Below are 17,687 nucleotides of genomic sequence, written 5' to 3'. Positions count from 1 at the left end.
GCGCGCTGAAGGCCGCGCAGCTCAATCCGCTGATGCCGTAGGCGCGGCATCCACTTCACCTTCGAATCGCGAGATCACCGCACACGCCGACATATCACCCCAGACATTCACCGAGGTCCGAAGCATGTCCAACGGTCGATCGACCGCGAGGATCAGACCCACGCCCTCCAAGGGCAGATTCACCGCCGAAAGCACCACAACCATCATCACCGTTCCGGCGTGAGGAATGCCTGCCGCTCCAACGCTTGCGAGGAGTGCCGTGAACGCGACGATGGCCTGCTGGGCCAGGGTCAATTCGTGTCCAGTCACCTGTCCAATGAAGAGTACCGCGGCCGCTTCGTAGAGCGCCGTTCCGTCCATGTTGATCGTCGCGCCGAGCGGCAGCACGAATGAGCTGATTCGGTTGCTTATGCCCGCGCGCTGCTCGACACATGTCATCGTGAGGGGCAGCGTTCCGTTGCTGCTGGCCGTCGAGAAGGCGGTCAGAAGCGCCGGGGACATCTGCTGGGCATAACGATACGGAGACCGTCGCGCGAGGAAAAAGAGGAGGATCGGCATGGTGACGAGGCTATGGATTGAGAGTCCTGTTGCCACGGTCACGACATACCATCCGAGCGAAAGAAAGACATCGAGTCCCTTGCCGGCCGCTGCGTAGAGCATGAAGCCGAGCACGCCAACCGGGGCGAGGCGAATGATGAACATTGTCATGCTCATCATGACTTCGAATCCCGCGTTGAAGATATTTGTAAGAGTTCTGCCGTGTTCTCCGCCGACGACCGTGATGAAAATGCCGAGCAGGAGCGCGAAAAAGATGACTCCGAGAATCGACGTGTTAGCCGGATCGGAGAGCGCGGCGAAGGGGTTGGACGGAATCAGATTGAACAACTGGTTCCAGATAATCTCTCCCAGACCCTGCCCCTGGGCGATGAAACTGGCTGGCGCCTCCGCCGCCTCCTCGATCAGATCCAGTCGGGCATGCCGACCGGGGTTAAAAAGATTGAACAGCAGAATTCCCGTCATGACGGCCAGCCCGCTGGTCAAAAAATAGAAGCCAAGCGTTCGTCCACCCATGCGTCCGAGTCCCTGCAGGCTGCCGCTGCTCGTGACGCCGGACACGAGAGAACAGAGGATGAGTGGCGCGACGATCATCGAAAGAAGGCGAAGGAAAACATCGCCGACCCGCTTACCGTAATGAGCAACCGTGCGCGGCCATTCTCCGCCCGATTGGACGAGAAACTGATCGCCCAGACGCCGAAGGACATAAGCGCGATCGGCTCCATCGATTCGCCAACGTCGGCCGGCACGCTCCTCGACCACTGTTGCGTTATCCGTCAAATGAGCCTTCGCCAGTTCGGGGCGAGCAAAGAGCGCACGAATCTGGACAGTTGCAGGGCCGGTCTCGAGAGCTGGGGACGCGTCAGCCGGGAGTTTCAGGAGTGTCGTCGGCCCGGCCCAGATATTGAGTGGCAGACCGACACCCGCGCCAAGAATCATTGCGATCAGTATTTGATGATGAAGTTTGAGTTTCATCGCGGCGATTGTACGCAGATCGATCGAGATTTCACCCGAAATCGCTTCCGAGTCCGGGATGCCGGGCCAGCCGGCCGCCTGCGCTAACGAACCCGAATCACAACAAGCGTGATGTCGTCCGTCAGTTTGGCGAGACCGACGTAACGGCGCACATCCCAGAGCAGTTGCTTGGCGACAAGTTCCAGCGGCATATCGGGCGCCATGCTGCCATGCAGGCGAATCGAGGAAAACAGCCGTTCCCGGCCGTAGGCCTCACCGTCGTAGCTCATGGCCTCGACGAGGCCGTCGGTCACCAGCACGAGCAAGTCTTCAGGAAGCAGTGATTCCTCGGCAAATTCGTACTCCGCGTCAGGATCAAGTCCGAGTACAAGTCCACCTTTCTCAAGCGGGATGACATCACCATGTCGCAAAAGCAGCAACGGCTCATGACCTGCGTTGCAATAGCGAATGCTACGGCCATCCGCACTGAGCAATCCGAAGAATGCCGTGACAAACTCGCTGAGCACCGAATCCTCCCACAGTCGGAGATTGACCTCTCGCACCGCCTCACTGGGAGTTGCAACACGCTTGGCAGCACTGCGAAGCGTCGCCCGCGCGCTGGCCATCATCAGCGAGGCGGGTACGCCCTTTCCGACCACATCGGCGATGACCACGCCGACCTCTCCATGCGGAAATTCGATGAAATCGTAGAAGTCGCCGCCCAGGTCGAAGTTCGGCTGATAGATACATGCGAATTCATAGTGCGGGTGATCCGGATTATGCTTCGGAAACATGCGCCGCTGAATATCGGCCGCCAACTTCACCTGCCGATCAAGGCGCTCGGCCTCTTCCGCCTCTTCGCGCAGACGGTGGTTGACGATTGCGGACGCCACCTGTGACGCAATGGCTTCCATGAGCGCGACATCGAACGACGAAAACTCGTATACATAGTCCATGTATGCCCGAATCACGCCAATCGGCTTTCCGCCCGACTTGAGTGGCGCGACCAACACGCTGGCGAGGCCCTCGTTGCGAGCCTTTTCGGGGAACTGATTTCTCGGATCGGTGCGAAGATCGCGAATGTACACGGTCTTTCCGCTCAACACTTCGCGGTCGATCTCGCTTTCGTCCGCCAGAATGGACTTCTTGTCGAGATAATCCTCGGAAAGGTTGCAGGAGGATGCGATCTGCAGCACCCCGGTCTCTTCGCTCAATAGTCGAATTCCTGCCGCCCTCAGGATCATCGTTTCGACGAGTGTCTTGGTGGCCGTGTCGAGAATTTCCTGCAGGGCGACGCGTCCAGCGAGCTTCGATGCGATTTCATGAACCGCCTTCAGATCATCAACGCGGCAACGGAGCTGGTATGCGTTGTAGGCCAGACGAGCGATCAGCCCCGCGAGGTGGCTGACGAATTCCATGGCCGACGCCATCGCCTCGTCGGCCCAGATCGGGAGTTCCGAAGCGGCTCGGGACAATTCGGACGCAGGCAGGCCATGCAGCGCGGCCAGGTGTGTCAGGGCTTCGCGGGCGAGGGGAATTCGCGGTCGATCGCCGACGATGATGGTGCCGATGTGGCGGCCTTGAAGCAGAATCGGCGCGGAGTACTGCGACAGTCCCGCGTGGCAGCTAGTCTGGCAGGGGCGATCCGCGGCTTTTGCGGCATCGGACGCGGCGACATGGCTTGAGCGACAGGCGGCATCTCCGGATGCGGATGATCGCATCAGCCGGCAGAAGGCGGGTTTTTCCGACGGCTCGGTAATCGAGGCCCCGGATGCGTCGCGAAAGCTCGTCGAGATGCCGGTGAGTCGCGCGAAACCATCCTGCAGCGCCTGAAGGCTCTGTGCATCGATGAAGTCCGTGAGAATGAACTCGGTGGCAGTGGTCTGAAGCATTCTGTGGAGCGCCGCGGTGTTCTTCGACGCAGCCGATTCCGCAGGCGAGACGCGCGTTTGACGCGAATGGCCTCGATGCAGATCCATTCAGCTGGACAGCGACGGGCAGGACCTCAGGGGACGGCGATTCCGTCGCAAGCCTTGCCCGACACTACACGTCGATTCTGCTAGTATACTGGCGATGGACCTGGTTCGCTATTCGAAGTATCGCGGCAAGCTGCCTCGCGAGGTGCTGCTGCTCCGGGGGCTTCCGTGCATCTGGAGTCGCTGCACGTTCTGTGATTACATTGATGACAACACGACGGACGAACACCTGATCGAGCGTGTCGCCTCCGAGAACCTCGCGAAGGTGACCGGCGAATTCGGCCGACTGATGGTGATTAACAGCGGTTCTGTTCAGGAACTGCCGCTGTCTGTGCGCGAACGCATCCGCGATCTGCTCCCGCAGCGAGGCATCACCGAGTTCTGGACTGAATCCTACTGGGCATATCGCAAGGATTATGAAGCGACACGCCGTTTCTTTGGCGTGGAAACGCACCTTTTTCTCGGGGTCGAAACCTTCGACGACGGGCTGCGAAACGGTGTGCTGAACAAGTCGATGCACTGGGCCTCGCCTGACGAGGTTGCCGCCGCGACCGACTCGATCTGCCTGCTGATCGGCTTCAAAGGGCAGACACGAGAAATTATACGCCGCGACATCGATTTGGCACTAACCCGGTTCAAGTACTGCATTGTGAACCTCTTCACGCACAATCGGGTTAGCGACGGGTTGATCGATGAGGAGATCAAGGCGTGGTTCAAGGACGAGTTTGCCTGGCTCGACCGCGAGCCCCATTTGAATGTGTTGTGGTCAAACACTGATTTCGGCGTGGGTTAGCCCCGAATCCGGCGGAAGGCCGGCGCCTGCGTTTCCGGCCGTGCGAAACGTGATCCATGAATATTCTCTCGCGTCTGCGACAACGTCTGATCGGATTCACGATTCCCATGGTCATGGCGGCGATTCTATTTCCCATTGCAGGCCGTATCGACCTGCCCTTCTTCTGGATCGCCGTGCTGGCGCCGACGCCGCTGTCTTTTTTCATCGGGCCGCGCGTTGATCCGGAACTGCTGCACGAACGCCTGCGGCCGGCTGCCGGCGGCATCGACCGGCACCTGCGCACCCTGGGCACGCCTTTTTTCCTTGGGCAACTGGTCGTTGCGGCCCTCGATGTGGGTCGTTATCACTGGTCGCCTGCCATGCATCCGGCACTCCAATTCGCGGGTGCGGCCGGCTTCGTGGGGGGACTGGGTTTTGCAGCATGGGCGATGCTCGTCAACCGATTTTTCTCGCCGGTGGTGCGCATCCAATCCGAGCGCGGCCACCATCTCATCGCGACCGGCCCGTACGCAATCATTCGCCATCCGGGATACTGCGGAACCCTGCTCGCGTGGCCCAGCCTGTCGTTCGCGCTCGGGTCTTGGTGGTCGCTGGCCGCGTTGTCGCCGTTGGTGCTGCTGGTGTTTCGCAGGGTCGTGCTGGAAGATCGATTCCTGTTTGAGAGTCTCGAAGGATATCGCGAGTATGCCGCGCGGGTGCGTTTCCGCCTCATTCCGGGCATTTGGTGAGGGGATTGGAGGCCAATGGCGGGATCGATATGATCCTCAACCTGGTCAAAGGACGAAGTCCATAACGTTACCGCGATCGAAAAGGAGCTTGCGTGACGCAAACAGACTGGAGGCAGGAGTGCCATCGCGCCGCCGCGTTGTTCGACCAGAATGATCCCGCGGCCGCGGCAGCGATTTTCGAGGATATATGTGCCAGACCAGAACTGGGTCAGTCAGATCGAGCCTTGATGTTCGTCAACCTCGCCACCATCTACGCGGCCATGAACCGTTTTGACGACACGATGGCTGCCTTTGACAATGCCCGGCGCAACGCGCTCCAGGTCTACCTGTTCGTCGAACAGTCGAAGGCGGTCACGTTGATCCGGCAGGGACGTTCGAAGGACGCCATTCCGATTATCGAGCAACTCCTGGCCAACGACGCACTCACGGGGGATTATCGCACTGCCTGCGAAGAAAACCTCAAGCTCGCACGGCAACACGCAGCCGGCGGCGGCCGACCCCCGGGCGACGGAGCCCGATACTCCGAAGCACCCCGACAATCGCTCTAAGTTTCGCCCTTGACGCATGCTATTGCCGGGCAGGCCGCCGGCCACGCGTTTCAAGCTGATGTACAGAGAAGGAGCGATAATCCGATCGAACTGATCCGCACACCTTGGAATGAATCGTAAGTTTGACAAGGGGGAATATCGGCTCCGCGCGTCGGCTTCGTGCCGGCCAGCGGGGCTGGTTTTTTATTGATCGGTCGACCGATCGATCCGATGTCTTTCGGTATGGACGCACTCACCTCATCCATTGTCGCAATGAACCTTGCGGAGACCACCGCATCGATTCAGTATGCCGTCGCAGCGAAATTGCTTCGGAGTGAGCAGGCGGTCGGCGACACCGCGTTGAAACTGATTGAAGCGGCCTCCCGGAATTTCGACGCAAAGATCGCGCAAGTCTCCGCAGCGATCGACTCCACGCTCGACACTTACGCCTGATTCTTTTCACGAGAATCGTTGCAATTCCTTCTGTGCCCTCGGCCTTCGATGGATGCGCAGCGGATCGCCTGCTCGCATCTGACGACTCCACTGCGTGCCGGACGATTCCGGAAGCCGATGTCCCATGGTTGCGTATTCCTCCCCCGTCATGCTAAAACCGCCGCGATGAGTCAAACCAAACCCCTTGAAAGCACGGCGCGCGGCCGAGCAGTTCGCGTGCTCATCGATTCCTACGACGGCGACGAAATGTGCCACGATCTGCTCGCTGAGCTTCAAGCTCAGATGCCACTTTCCGATGCGGACGCGGCACTCGCGGCCGAGCTCGCGATCGGGGTCTCGCGCAATCGAATCACGTGTGAACACCTCGCGGCGAAGTACTATCGCGGGCGATGGATCGGCCTTCCCGTCGGGTTGCGGATGATCGTGGCGGTCGGAATTTATCAAATCTGCTGGCTCGACCGAATTCCGGAGTATGCGGCCGTTGATGAAAGCGTGAAGATGTCCCGGCGCTATGGCAAGGGGGCCGCGGCTGTCGCGAATGCGGTGCTTCGGCACGTGGCGGAAGTTCGCGGTGCCGTGATCCCTCGAGCAGACGAACTGTCCGCTCGGCGTTTCCTGCCGCTCGACGTCGATCATGGACGCCTGTTCACCGATGATGTTTTTCCGGATCCATCCAGGCGACCGCTGGATCATCTGATCGCGGTATATGCCCATCCGCCCTGGCTGGTCGAGCGATGGCACCGGCGATTCAAGCCCGCACTTTGCCGCGCGATACTTGCCGCCGGCCAGCGACGCCCGGTTCTCGCGCTACGTGCCAACCGGCTTCGGACGAATCCGAAGGCGCTGAGCGAGGCGCTCAATGGGGCGGGAATACGCGCTGAAATCGCATCCGACGGCGAGGGTGTCCTGATTCGAGAAGCCGCAGCCGCATCAAAACTTGAAGCGATGCGGGCCGGACTGTGCCAACCGCAGGACGCCACTGCGCGAGTGGCGATACGACTTGCAAATCCAAAACCCGGCGAGTTTGTGCTGGACCTCTGTGCGGGAGTCGGCACAAAGAGTACACAAGCGGCCGAAAGAATGGACAACTCGGGGGTCGTTCTTGCGACCGACATCAACACCGCGAAGCTGAAATCGATCGAATCAGCGGCGGATCGATTGGGTATTTCAATCATCGGGACATCGCCGCTCGACGAATTGGACTCGGCGATCGCTAATCTGGGAAAACGCCCCGATGTGATCGTGGTCGATGCCCCGTGTTCGAATACGGGCGTCCTGGCTCGCCGTCCAGAGGCTCGATACCGCGCCGGAAGGCGATCGCTCGATGAGGTTGCCGAGATTCAAGCCGGAATTCTGGATCGCGCCGGCGAACTGGCCGGCCCAAACACACGGATTGTCTATTCAACCTGCTCGCTGGAACGCGAGGAGAACGAGGACCAGGTCACGCGCTTCCTCGCCGGGCACCCCGAGTGGACCGCTGCCGAAACACTGTTCACGCTGCCCTCGGCGGATTTCGACGGAGGCTTCGCCGCATTGCTGAGGCGAACTGATATGAACGAATGACCGGTATCGAGATCGCGCGGCCATTCGGGCAGCGTCTCATTCGCGTTTCCCCGCGGAATCAACAGCGGCGGCTTCCACTTGCAGACCGGGAAAAAGCCTGTAAGAATACGGAGCTTCCGTAGCACGGCTGATCCGCCAAAGGAACGATCAGCCGTGGGCGGACCAGCCGTCGAAATACGGCGGGCGGATAGCTCAGTTGGTAGAGCAACGGACTGAAAATCCGTGTGTCGCCGGTTCAATTCCGGCTCCGCCCATTCCCATCTCTCCGTGAAGATCGCCGTGAGTTTCGTCCCAGCAGGTGTGGCAGACGGCGAGTTTCGTCTCGCCATCATGGGCCTTCAAGCTCCGGACCGCTCGCCGCCGCGCTCCAATTCCTCAACTGTCCTAGGCCAGTCCTTCCGCAGCAGTCGGGAGAGAGATCGATCGGCGAGGATGCGGCCCTGAGTCTGGCAGGCAGGACAGTAATTCGTTTCGTTGTCGGCATATCGAATCCGCTGAATGGCTGTTTCGCAGACCCGGCAGGGTTGATTAAACCTCCCATGCACGGCGAAGCCATCGCGGAATGCCGTCACGTCACCCGCGCCGGGGAATTTCGCGATGAATGAGGCTGTGAGAGCGTTCGTCCAATGCGCGAGCGTATCCCGGGTGGCATTGAACAGGCGGATTATCTCGTCGTCGCTCATCGCCCCCGTGAGCCTCAAGGGCGAAAGCCTCGCCGCATGAATTATCTCATCAGAATAGGCATTTCCGATTCCCGCGAAAATCCTTGGATCGGTGAGAGTCCGTTTCAGGGTATGGTGCTCTCGACGAACGGCCGCCATGAATTGATCCAGAGTGGCGGACATCGGCTCGATGCCGCCAGGATCATGCTGCCGCAGTGCAGCCTCACCAACGACAACATAAAGCGACGCGCGATGTTTGCTGCCGGCCTCGGTCACATGAAGCGTGCCTGTCGGGAAATCGAACGCGGCGAGGCCGACCCGCGGAATCAACACCGAGCCCGCACCGCCCCACCGAAAGCGTCCGGCAATCATGAGATGAATCACGAGGTGGTGATCGCCATTCAACGAAATCACCACCCGCTTTCCAATGCGACAAACCCGCGCCACCTCTCGGTCGCAGACGGCCTCTATCGGCGGCTCCGCAGTGCGCAGAAAGAAAGGCTGGGCGATTCGAGCCCGCTTCAGGGTTTGGCCCACGATTCGACGACCGATCGCCGCGAGGTAAGCTTCGATGTCGGGCAATTCCGGCATGGCATGTATGTTACCTGCGAAAAGTCGAGTTGAACCGTCAAGTGTAATCCCGGCACGAATCGCCGAGTGTACTTTCTTGCGAGCGTATACGCACAGACCGTGAATTTCGGACCCTGAATCGCGAAATCGTGAAGATGTTACGCTAGAACATCCATTCGTTGATTTAGGGGACGTCGGCGCGATATGATTGTCGGAAGCGCTGATTGAAAACTCTTGTAGCTTTGCCCGGCGTGGCCGGCCGACCGTCGATTGGCCAATGGACCGCCTCTGGCGTTGACCCGATATCGCCGCGCTTCGAGATGTTTGGGAGCATTTCGGCGGTGTATCGGTCGATTATCAGCCGAAAATACCAAGGTCAGAAGATCGCATTGGCAACCCGCTTCTTGACCGGGCGCTTCACAGGTGGGCTTTGAGCCGCTTACTTCAGCGTGCCGCCGTGGCCGTTCCGGAGCCGAAGTGCTTCGCCAATGACACCAGGGCATTGCGGCTCAGGAAGTCCGGAGCAGCAAAAATCGCTGCCGATTGCAGGGTACGGGGTGAGGAGTCTACATGATGCGGCTTGGCGTTTCATTTTTCATCGGACTGTCGTCATGGATCGGCATCGGCAACTGGGCGGCGGCGCAAGAAGCTGAGGACCCGCGCGTCTCCATTGAAGTCGCCGCTGAAACACAAGGTCCGGCCGTCCTGCGAACTCACGATGCGGCGCCGAGTGGCGAGTGGAAAGGCGGCCGATTTTACACGGCGGAAGAGTTGCAGTTGAAACTCTCCGGAGCGGCGAATCCACCGGATCCAGCCGAAACGGACGGCGCCCCGCGCGGCGGACCGGCGAACGATTTGTGCGCCAATGCGATTCTAGTCGCGGAAGGCAGCCATCCCTTCAGTACGGTCGGCGCGACTTCAACGCCGGGCCTCAGTGATACCTTCTGTAACTTCGGATTTGCCGACGGCGGAACTGTTCAGGCGGACATCTGGTTCCTCTACCAGGCGCCTTACAACGGTCGAGTCACAATCAGCCTTTGCGGGGCGAATTACGACACGAAGATGGCGATCTATGCCCGGCTGGAATGCCCGTCCGAAACCGAAGCGGCAATTGCCTGCGACGACGACTATTGCGGCGTCGCCCTGGCATCCCGTGTCGCGTTCGATATGACAGTCGGCGAGTACTATTACATTCGAATCGGCGGATACAACGGGGCCCAAGGCAGCGGCACGATGGTCATCACGAGCGGTGAAGCCCCGGAAAACGACACCTGCATTAACGCCATCGAACTTCCCTGCGATGATATCATCACTTTTGACAACTCCTTCGCGACCACATCAGCCGAAGACCCGATCTTCCCGTGCTTCTACAACGGCGGAAAACAAGGCTACGGGACCATGTGGTTCAAGTTTGTCTCGCCCCATGGTTCGATTCAGATCCGAACCTGCAGCAGCACGGGCGCCCAAAATACACTTGTCGCGTTGTACGATGGAGAAAATGGCTGTCCGACCGCGGTGGAGGAGTTGGGCTGCGGCGAAGATGAGTGCGGTGCACAGGCATCCATCTGCATCGGCAGTCTTGTTCCCGAACGAACCTACTACATTCAGGTGGCGTCCTGCGAAGAACCGTCGTTCGCCCATTCGACGGCTTATTGCGACATCACGAACAATCCTTCACGCGGCAGTGTGACGCTTGAGTTGATTTGCCCGTGCCCGGTCGGCCCCGACGTGATCGTCGGCGGACTCTTCGGCACCGGAGGCAGCCCCGCTCACCCGGACTGGAACAAGCTGCGTCTCTGGGGCCGAAATGCGAGCCTGGGCATCTCGGCTTACAGTGTCGGCACCATCTCCTGCAATCCCGGCGACGTCGAAGTGCAGTGGAATGCATTGAACAACAAGCACCCCGTCATTGGACAACAGCTTTACCGCCTGAAGGACGGTCGATTCGAACAGATCGGCATGTCATGGGTCAAACACGGCTTCCTGGCTTTGACTGAGAATTTCTGCAATCTCGGTTGCATCCCGCCCGATCCCTTCACGGGCGAGACACTCGGCGTCGGCTGTTCCGATCCGTATAATTATGATCTCAACGGAACGACATCGCGACTTGGACCGCGCGGTCACATCAACGCCTTCACCGGATCGTTTCCCTATCCGTTCACGACCGCGGTCCAGTTCCCGCCTCCGGGCGCGCAGGCGACGATCGGTCGCAGATTGCAGGTGAAGGACGCCGACCTGATTCCCGCTCAGAATGTCGGTGCGAAGTACTTCATCGAAGGACACTACATCACCTCGGACGATGCGACACACAGCAACGGGCTAAACAACGCATCATCCCGTGAAGTGACCGTCGCGAATCCTTCCGGATCCGTCTTCAACCTCACGATGACCGGGCCGGATTACCGAACCATTCCATCAATCAGCCTGTGGAAGCTCCAGGACCCTGATGTGGTCGAAACGATGATTGACGTGCCCAACGAGGGTCGATTCATCCTGGCGGCAAAGTCGACCGACCTGGGCGGCGGCATCTGGAATTATGAGTACGCGCTCTACAACTATAATTCTGACCGTTCGGGCCAATCCGTGACCGTGGGTGTGCCCGAGGGCGTTGCCATCACCAATGTCGGATTCCACGATGTCGATCACCACAGCGGCGACGGCATCGGGACCATCGCCGGTTCCATTCAGAGCACGGACTGGACATCGACGGTCGGAACGAACTATGTCCGATGGGAAACGACGACCTTCGCGACGAGCCAGTTGTCCAACGCGCTGCGCTGGGCCAATCTTTACAACTATCGATTTGACGCGGCTGCCCCGCCCACAACCGGCACGTTGACGATCGGCCTCTTCAAGCCCGGTGTTCCGACCGAAGTTTCGGGCATGACGCTGGTTCCGCAGGCGCCGGCCGCGCCATCCTGTGACTGCCTCGGCGATGTCGATGCGAATAACGAGCTGGACGCGCGCGATATTGAGATGTTCGTCGCGATGTACCTGGAGCAGATGCCGTTGACGGACTGCGCCGATACCGCCATGCCGTTCGGCGGGGCGATGGACGATTCCGACGTACAGGAGTTCGTCAACTATCTGCTTGAGGGTGTGTGCGTACCGATGCCCTAGGAGGCGTCCGAGGTCCGTCAACCGAAGACGATTCCGGCGTAACCGACGGTGTCGCGGACCGATGCGAGTGATAAGTCCCGGCTGACCTCGTGACTCGCGGTGTGGGCCAGGAGCCGGGCGGATGTCGCTCCGTAGGCCTGACAGGCGGCCAGAGTCGCGCCAATGGCACCCCCACCGCATGCGTTTCGATGGATCACGGACTCTTCGACGGCATCCTCCGATCGCATTTCGAGAATCAAGTCGATCATTCGCCGATCGCTCACGTCCTTAGACCATTGCAATGCCGCCGGGCCGCTGCCCTGAGGCGTGAACGAAAAGCCGGGCCCGTAATGCGTCAGGTCCGTTGAGCACAGAAACGCCGCCCTGACGCCGTAGGTCCGGCAGGCCCTGCCGACCGCGCGACCAAGTGCCACGGCTTTGTCATTCACCGGCACCATGATCGGCACCACAAGAGCGGCAGGGAGCAGATGCTGCAGGAATGGAACCTCGACTTCGATGCTGTGCTCGAACTCATGTGAGTGCGGACTGCTTTCCAGCAGGCCGGTCTGACCCAGAAGACGATCCGACAATCGCTCGTCCACCCCCGCCAGACCCAGAGGCGTTTCCCAGGCTCCGGAGGGGAAGATCGAAGCGATGTGCCCGTGCAGCACGTGAATCGCGCCGAAAATCACCACGGCCTGCGGATGGGGCCTGCGGGCCAGTTCCTGTATCACTTTTGCCGTGACCGGTCCGCTGTATATCCAGCCGGCGTGCGGCACAACTCCCCCGACAATTCGATCCAAGTCGTCCGTGGCATCGGATGCAGGCATCGCATTTCCGCGATCGAGGCATGCGTTGATTGAAGCCAGACACGCATCAGGCCGGTCGTCGTAGAAACGACCGGCGAATGCAGCCTCACGAATCATCATGAGGTCGCCCTCCCGATCAGCAGCCGACGTCCACCGGGACAAGGCGATCTCCCGGTTGAACGTGGCGACCGTTGACATAGTCCTGCCACGACATGAGCTTGCCGCCAGCAGGCTTGATCTCCAGTACGGCCAGCTCCCCATCGATCGTCTGAACGCTCATCATCGAAGTGATGACGCCGCAATCCGACGGAGCGGCGGCCGGCGAAGTCCGGCCCTCGTACGGCACCGCCCGAGCCAAGGTCACAAGCTCATCACGCTTACCATCTGCGGACACGAATCGGCACTGGGCTCCCGGCCACGACCAAAGCCCGCAGATCGCATGAGAAAGCTTGATCGTCGGCGTGTCGAAGCGGATGAAGCCATCGCTCTTGCGCAGCTTGCGCGCGATGGTTGCCCTGGCCGCATCCTGCTCCTCGCCGCGATGCGCGGGATTGGATTCAAGCAGCTTGAGCGTTTCCCGAACCGCATCGCATCCGATTCGCGCGAGGCGGTCATGGAGTTCGTCAGCCGTTTCGTCCGGGCCGATGCCCGTCCGCCGCTGCATCAGAATCGGACCGGCATCCATTTTCTCGACCAGACGGAAAACGGTTACACCGGTGAATTCGTCGCCATGAATTACAGCCCATTGTACGGGCGCGGCCCCTCGATACGCCGGCAGCAGCGATCCATGAAGATTGACGATGCCAACCGGAAAGGCGGTCAGGAGTTCCGGACCGATCTTCTGACCGAAGGCCGCGACATAGGCCAGATCCGCCTTATGCGACTTGATTTCATGAACAATCTCCGGTGTGTTAACATCCTCGGGGCAAATCACCGGCAGGCCCTCTGACGTCGCCACCTCCTTCAGCGGCGTCGGCTTCGGTTCCTTCCCGCGACCGCGGGCGCGATCCGGCTGGGACACGACAGTCACGATTTCGTGTCCGTCAAATCGGATCGAGTCAAACGTGGGGATGGCAAATTCGCCGGAACCGAAGAACACAATTCGCATAATCCGGTGGGTCCTTTCATCACGGCAGCGCCGTACGCCCTGGGATTGTCCGATCCTTGCCGCGAAAGCACTGCATGATCTAGACTCGCCCGACGAACGACCGCGCACCGCCAAATTGTCTGTTTCAGCGACTTGCCGAACTAGCGCTTCCGGTCAGCCTCCTCAAGCTTCCGAATGGCCTTGCGATTGGCGATTTTGTCCGCCTCGGACATGTGATCGATGATGAGCTTCCCGTCGAGATGATCGCACTCGTGCTGCCAGCATCGCGCCGCGAGATCGACGCCGTTCAGGCGTATCGGCTTGCCCTCGAGATCATGACCCGTCAGCGTGCATCGCTCGGCGCGAGACATCGTCACGGTGACGTCCGGTATTGAGAGGCAGCCTTCCTCCGCCGCGGATTCGCCTTCGAGGTCCGTTAACCGCGGGTTGACCACTGCCGTGTCATCGCCTGGTTCACCCGTCACATTGAACACGAAGAGGCGCAAGTTCAAGCCGACTTGCGGCGCGGCCAGGCCGACACCCTTGTTTTCGTGCATGAGCTGAAACATGCGATGCGCCAACCGCGTCAGTTCATCGCCGAATTTTTCGACCGGCGCGCTGCGTTTCCTCAGTCGTGGGTCCGGATGCTTGATGATCTGAAGTGATGAGATTCGGATACCGTGCAAAATCGGACTCCCATGAACAATTCGTCTCTGCTAGAATGATTTTAGCTGCCTCGGTCGGTTCTGAACACCTCGCCAGGTTTGGACGGTGTGGGCCGAAATCAACGCGGGACAGCAGTGGCGACACCGGGCAGCGGTCGCGCAGCTTTTTCCAGTCAACCGCGGCCGAGAAGAGTCATCCAGCAATGGACGATAAGTCAGATGGCAAGACGACGCCGACCGCGGGCGATGCTCGACCCGTCGACCGTCTGGTCGGCTTTCGAGAGGGGCAGGCGACCGCACGAAAACTCTTTGCGCACGCGCTGAAGGCCGAGACCGCGAGGAACTATGACTACGCGATCGAGCTTTACGTTCAAGGCCTTTCATATTGGCCGGATGCCCTTGAGGAGGGCCTGAAGAAGCTCTGGCTTGTTGCCACCAATCGCGTTCGGATGGGTGGCAAACCTCCCGGCTTTCTCACCTCGCGAAAATACCCGACAGGCGGCAAGGACCACCCCAAGGCGCTCAACAACGCGCTTCACCTGTTCGGGTTGAATCCAAACGATGTCTCTTACATGGAGCAACTGCTCCAACTCGCCGCCAAAGCGCATTGCGACGTCGTCGCACAATGGATCGCCCCGATCCTCGCAGCCACCTACAAGACCGGCAAGAAGATGGCAGCCTCGCATTATCAAACCGCCTGCGAAGCCATGCAATTCTGCGCCGATCTTGCCATTGAATATGACAATGATGCCGGCGCGATGGAAATCCTCCGTTCCTGCTCAGCGATCGCTCAACTCTGGGCTCAGCAGTACCCGGACTCATCTGAGCCGGCCAAGGCAATGAGCGATGCGGCCAGCAAGCTGACGATCGTCAAGGGAAAATTCGCCAAGGGCGATGGATTCTCCGATTCTCTGAAGGACGGTGAAGCCCAGCAGGACCTTCAGGATCGAGAGAAAAAAGTCCACACGATCGATCGGCATCGGCAGTTGGTGGAAGCGTCGCGACTTGAATGGGAGGCGAATCGCCATGTCCCCAACAAGTTGCTGAACCTCATTAATCTCATGACGCGCGAGGAAACCGACGACGCGGAGAATGAAGCCATCAAGCTACTGACAGACGAGCACAAATCATCCGGCAACTACATTTTCAAGCACAAGGCGGATGAAATCCGGATGAAGCAGTTTCATCGGCACCTGGCCGAGATTCTGAATCGTATCAAGGCCGACCCGGCCAATCAGGACCACCGACAAGCGTATCACGAGCACATGGTTCGCCAGTCCCAAATCGAGACGGAGATCTTCGAGGACCGTGTTCACCACTATCCGACCGACCTGAAAGTGAAATTCGAACTCGGCCTGCGATATTTTCAGGCCAAGCGATACGACGAGGCGATTCCAATCTTCCAGCAATCGCGAAACGATGCGAAACTCCGCTCTCAAAGTCGCCTCTACATTGGCCGTTGTTTCTTCGGCAAACAGTTCTACGATCAGGCGGTCGAGGTGCTCCAGCGAGCCGTCGACGAGATGGAGATCCGCTCCGGTGCAATTGCGAACGATCTTAACTACTGGCTGGGACGGGCCTTAGAGGCGTCCGGCCAGGCCGAAGCCGCAAAAAAGGTTTTTGGCACACTCATCCAGCAGGACTACAACTACCGTGACGCGAGGGTCCGTCTAGAGAAGCTTGTCGGCGAGACTAAAACATAGTCTAATAGCCGGTCTTTCGCCGTTCGGTCGAACAGCCCCGGACGGCAAGGACAATGCGTGATGCGCGCACGGCGCGATTGACATGACCAAAGGAGTTGTTGGTGGCACGTTCACTCTCATCCCAGAAGAGACTTCGACAGAACAAGCGACGAGCGGATCGAAACAAGGCTCGAAAGACAGTCGTCAAGAATGCAATTAAGAAGGTGCGTGACGCCATCGTCGCAAAGGATTCGGGCGCAGCCGAGAAGGCGCTCCAATCGGCAACCGCGATCCTGGATCGGAGCGGCAATCGACGGACGATTCACCCGAAGACGGCTGCCCGCTATAAGAGTCGGCTCGCGTCACAGGTCAACCTCCTGAAGGCCGCCAAGTAACTTCGCACGGCGACGCGCGCGTGCCCATCGACCGCGCAGCGCGCAGGAACCCGCGTTTCAGGAAGCCTCGTCGCCCCGGCGCCGGGGCTTCTTTCATTGTCGCGCGAGCCGTCGCCGCCGCCCCGGCGGCCGGGTGTCGATATGGCGGCATCGGGAATTGCATGACGACGGATTCCACACGCCGTGAATACGTCTCCCGGGCCGGGCTGAAACTGGCCCACGCGCTCGGCGAGTTTCGTGTCACGGTATCGGCACTCGTCTGCGCCGATCTCGGCAGCAACGCCGGAGGCTTTGTCGATTGTCTTCTGCAGGCCGGAGCCGCGAGAGTCTACGCAATCGAGCGAGGCTACGGCATCGTCGATTATCGCATTCGCACCGATCCACGTGTCGTCGTGATGGAGCGGACCGACGCCCTGCACGCGCGCCTGCCCGAACCGGTTGATCTCGTGACCATCGACGCCGGCTGGACGCGGCAGGCGCGGATTCTTCCCGCGGCCGTGCGGCTGCTTAAGCCCGGTGGAGCAGTCATTTCGCTCGTGAAACCGCATTATGAAGCGGCCCCGGAAATGCTTGATCGGGGTGTTCTGATGGCGGAACATCTGCCGATCGTGCTCGACGCCGTGCGCCGCGATGTGGCGGATTGCGGGCTGATGATCCTCGGCGAGGCCGTCAGCCCGATTCTCGGCCACGGCGGCAACCGGGAGATTCTGTGGCACCTGCGCGGGGCTTTGTCCTGATTCCGCCGCCGGCCCCCGGGGGCCGGGACGGTTCAATCGGGCCCACGGCCGGCAAGCCAGCGCAACTCTTGCGCGTCGGCGCGGGGACGCCGCCGCGAATTGCATCCACGAAATTCGGAATTTCATGGATGCGCGGCGGAGATTCCGGGACGAAACCGGCGATTTGATCCAATCCAATCGGATTTCCATGGATGCGCGGCGCGGATTCATGAACGAAACCGGGAATCTGAGCCACGCGACCTGGAATCACACGGATGCGGCGACGCATGGGGTCCTCGCGCCGCCCCGCCGCGTGACCCGCTCGCCCCGCCACGTGACCCGCTCGCCCCGCCGCGTGACCCGCTCGCCCCGCCACGTGACCCGCTCGCCCCGCCGCGTGACCCGCTCGCCTCGCCACGTGACCCGCTCGCCCCGCCGCGTGACCCGCTCGCC

15 protein-coding genes and 1 tRNA gene are annotated in these 17,687 nt (G+C 60.1%); 10 read left to right on the top strand and 6 right to left on the bottom strand.

The genetic code is table 11. From position 1 onward, the window contains the following. Positions 1-21: 21 nt before the first annotated feature. Entirely contained in the window at positions 22-1,530 is a 1,509-nt protein-coding gene (locus KF841_08075) for a dicarboxylate/amino acid:cation symporter (protein ID MBX3395310.1), read from the bottom strand. Positions 1,531-1,613: 83 nt separating this feature from the next. Beyond that, positions 1,614-3,401 (bottom strand): SpoIIE family protein phosphatase, encoded by a 1,788-nt coding sequence (locus KF841_08070; protein ID MBX3395309.1) that lies wholly within the window; start codon positions 3,399-3,401, stop codon positions 1,614-1,616. Between the two features lie 181 nt (positions 3,402-3,582). Here KF841_08070 and KF841_08065 point away from each other — a divergent pair, with 181 nt between their 5' ends. The 6 genes from KF841_08065 (at position 3,583) to KF841_08040 (ending at position 7,803) form a co-directional block, all read left to right on the top strand. Further along, the gene (locus tag KF841_08065) at positions 3,583-4,278 is read left to right on the top strand and encodes a radical SAM protein (protein ID MBX3395308.1); all 696 of its coding nucleotides are present in this window, start codon (positions 3,583-3,585) and stop codon (positions 4,276-4,278) included. A 56-nt stretch (positions 4,279-4,334) separates the two neighbouring features. Then, entirely contained in the window at positions 4,335-5,006 is a 672-nt protein-coding gene (locus KF841_08060) for an isoprenylcysteine carboxylmethyltransferase family protein (GenBank protein ID MBX3395307.1), read from the top strand. A gap of 92 nt (positions 5,007-5,098) precedes the next feature. Next, a complete protein-coding gene (locus tag KF841_08055) occupies positions 5,099-5,554 on the top strand; it encodes a hypothetical protein (protein ID MBX3395306.1) in 456 nt (151 codons plus the stop codon). A gap of 210 nt (positions 5,555-5,764) precedes the next feature. Further along, entirely contained in the window at positions 5,765-5,986 is a 222-nt protein-coding gene (locus KF841_08050; protein ID MBX3395305.1) for a hypothetical protein, read from the top strand. Positions 5,987-6,202: 216 nt separating this feature from the next. Further along, positions 6,203-7,549 (top strand): hypothetical protein, encoded by a 1,347-nt coding sequence (locus KF841_08045; protein MBX3395304.1) that lies wholly within the window; start codon positions 6,203-6,205, stop codon positions 7,547-7,549. A 181-nt stretch (positions 7,550-7,730) separates the two neighbouring features. Continuing rightward, positions 7,731-7,803, top strand: a tRNA-Phe gene (locus KF841_08040). An 84-nt stretch (positions 7,804-7,887) separates the two neighbouring features. On the opposite strand, the gene KF841_08035 is transcribed toward KF841_08040, so the two are convergent. Continuing rightward, entirely contained in the window at positions 7,888-8,802 is a 915-nt protein-coding gene (locus KF841_08035; GenBank protein MBX3395303.1) for a formamidopyrimidine-DNA glycosylase, read from the bottom strand. Positions 8,803-9,351: 549 nt separating this feature from the next. On the opposite strand from KF841_08035, the gene KF841_08030 reads away from it, so the two are divergent. Then, complete coding sequence (locus tag KF841_08030) at positions 9,352-11,901, top strand: hypothetical protein (GenBank protein MBX3395302.1); 2,550 nt, start codon at positions 9,352-9,354, stop codon at positions 11,899-11,901. Positions 11,902-11,918: 17 nt separating this feature from the next. Here the strand turns inward: KF841_08030 and amrB are convergent, their stop codons facing one another. The 3 genes from amrB to def all read right to left on the bottom strand — a co-directional run bounded on the left by amrB (position 11,919) and on the right by def (position 14,462). Further along, a complete protein-coding gene (amrB, locus tag KF841_08025) occupies positions 11,919-12,809 on the bottom strand; it encodes an AmmeMemoRadiSam system protein B (GenBank protein MBX3395301.1) in 891 nt (296 codons plus the stop codon). 16 nt (positions 12,810-12,825) lie between these two features. Then, positions 12,826-13,797 carry a methionyl-tRNA formyltransferase gene (gene fmt, locus KF841_08020; GenBank protein MBX3395300.1) on the bottom strand — a complete coding sequence of 324 codons (972 nt, stop codon included), beginning with the start codon at positions 13,795-13,797 and terminating at the stop codon, positions 12,826-12,828. A gap of 140 nt (positions 13,798-13,937) precedes the next feature. Further along, the gene (def, locus tag KF841_08015; protein MBX3395299.1) at positions 13,938-14,462 is read right to left on the bottom strand and encodes a peptide deformylase; all 525 of its coding nucleotides are present in this window, start codon (positions 14,460-14,462) and stop codon (positions 13,938-13,940) included. A 182-nt stretch (positions 14,463-14,644) separates the two neighbouring features. On the opposite strand from def, the gene KF841_08010 reads away from it, so the two are divergent. From KF841_08010 to KF841_08000, 3 genes are all read left to right on the top strand, one after another. Further along, a complete protein-coding gene (locus tag KF841_08010) occupies positions 14,645-16,144 on the top strand; it encodes a tetratricopeptide repeat protein (GenBank protein MBX3395298.1) in 1,500 nt (499 codons plus the stop codon). A gap of 101 nt (positions 16,145-16,245) precedes the next feature. Next, a complete protein-coding gene (gene rpsT, locus KF841_08005) occupies positions 16,246-16,518 on the top strand; it encodes a 30S ribosomal protein S20 (protein ID MBX3395297.1) in 273 nt (90 codons plus the stop codon). Positions 16,519-16,679: 161 nt separating this feature from the next. Continuing rightward, positions 16,680-17,255, top strand: a complete 576-nt coding sequence (locus KF841_08000) for a TlyA family RNA methyltransferase (GenBank protein ID MBX3395296.1) — start codon at positions 16,680-16,682, stop codon at positions 17,253-17,255. Positions 17,256-17,687: the final 432 nt, after the last annotated feature.

This window comes from Phycisphaerae bacterium, assembly GCA_019636475.1.
Lineage (GTDB): Bacteria > Planctomycetota > Phycisphaerae > UBA1845 > UTPLA1 > JADJRI01.
The sequence above is the reverse complement of the archived record's forward strand: the minus strand, read 5'-3'. Positions and strand labels throughout refer to the sequence as shown.

Coding starts and splice junctions, on each gene's coding strand:
- KF841_08075 (MBX3395310.1), bottom strand. CDS start 1,530: ATGAAACTCAAACTTCATCATCAAATACTGATCGCAATGATTCTTGGC.
- KF841_08070 (MBX3395309.1), bottom strand. CDS start 3,401: ATGCTTCAGACCACTGCCACCGAGTTCATTCTCACGGACTTCATCGAT.
- KF841_08065 (MBX3395308.1), top strand. CDS start 3,583: ATGGACCTGGTTCGCTATTCGAAGTATCGCGGCAAGCTGCCTCGCGAG.
- KF841_08060 (MBX3395307.1), top strand. CDS start 4,335: ATGAATATTCTCTCGCGTCTGCGACAACGTCTGATCGGATTCACGATT.
- KF841_08050 (MBX3395305.1), top strand. CDS start 5,765: ATGTCTTTCGGTATGGACGCACTCACCTCATCCATTGTCGCAATGAAC.
- KF841_08035 (MBX3395303.1), bottom strand. CDS start 8,802: ATGCCGGAATTGCCCGACATCGAAGCTTACCTCGCGGCGATCGGTCGT.
- KF841_08030 (MBX3395302.1), top strand. CDS start 9,352: ATGATGCGGCTTGGCGTTTCATTTTTCATCGGACTGTCGTCATGGATC.
- amrB (MBX3395301.1), bottom strand. CDS start 12,809: ATGATGATTCGTGAGGCTGCATTCGCCGGTCGTTTCTACGACGACCGG.
- fmt (MBX3395300.1), bottom strand. CDS start 13,797: ATGCGAATTGTGTTCTTCGGTTCCGGCGAATTTGCCATCCCCACGTTT.
- KF841_08010 (MBX3395298.1), top strand. CDS start 14,645: ATGGACGATAAGTCAGATGGCAAGACGACGCCGACCGCGGGCGATGCT.
- KF841_08000 (MBX3395296.1), top strand. CDS start 16,680: ATGACGACGGATTCCACACGCCGTGAATACGTCTCCCGGGCCGGGCTG.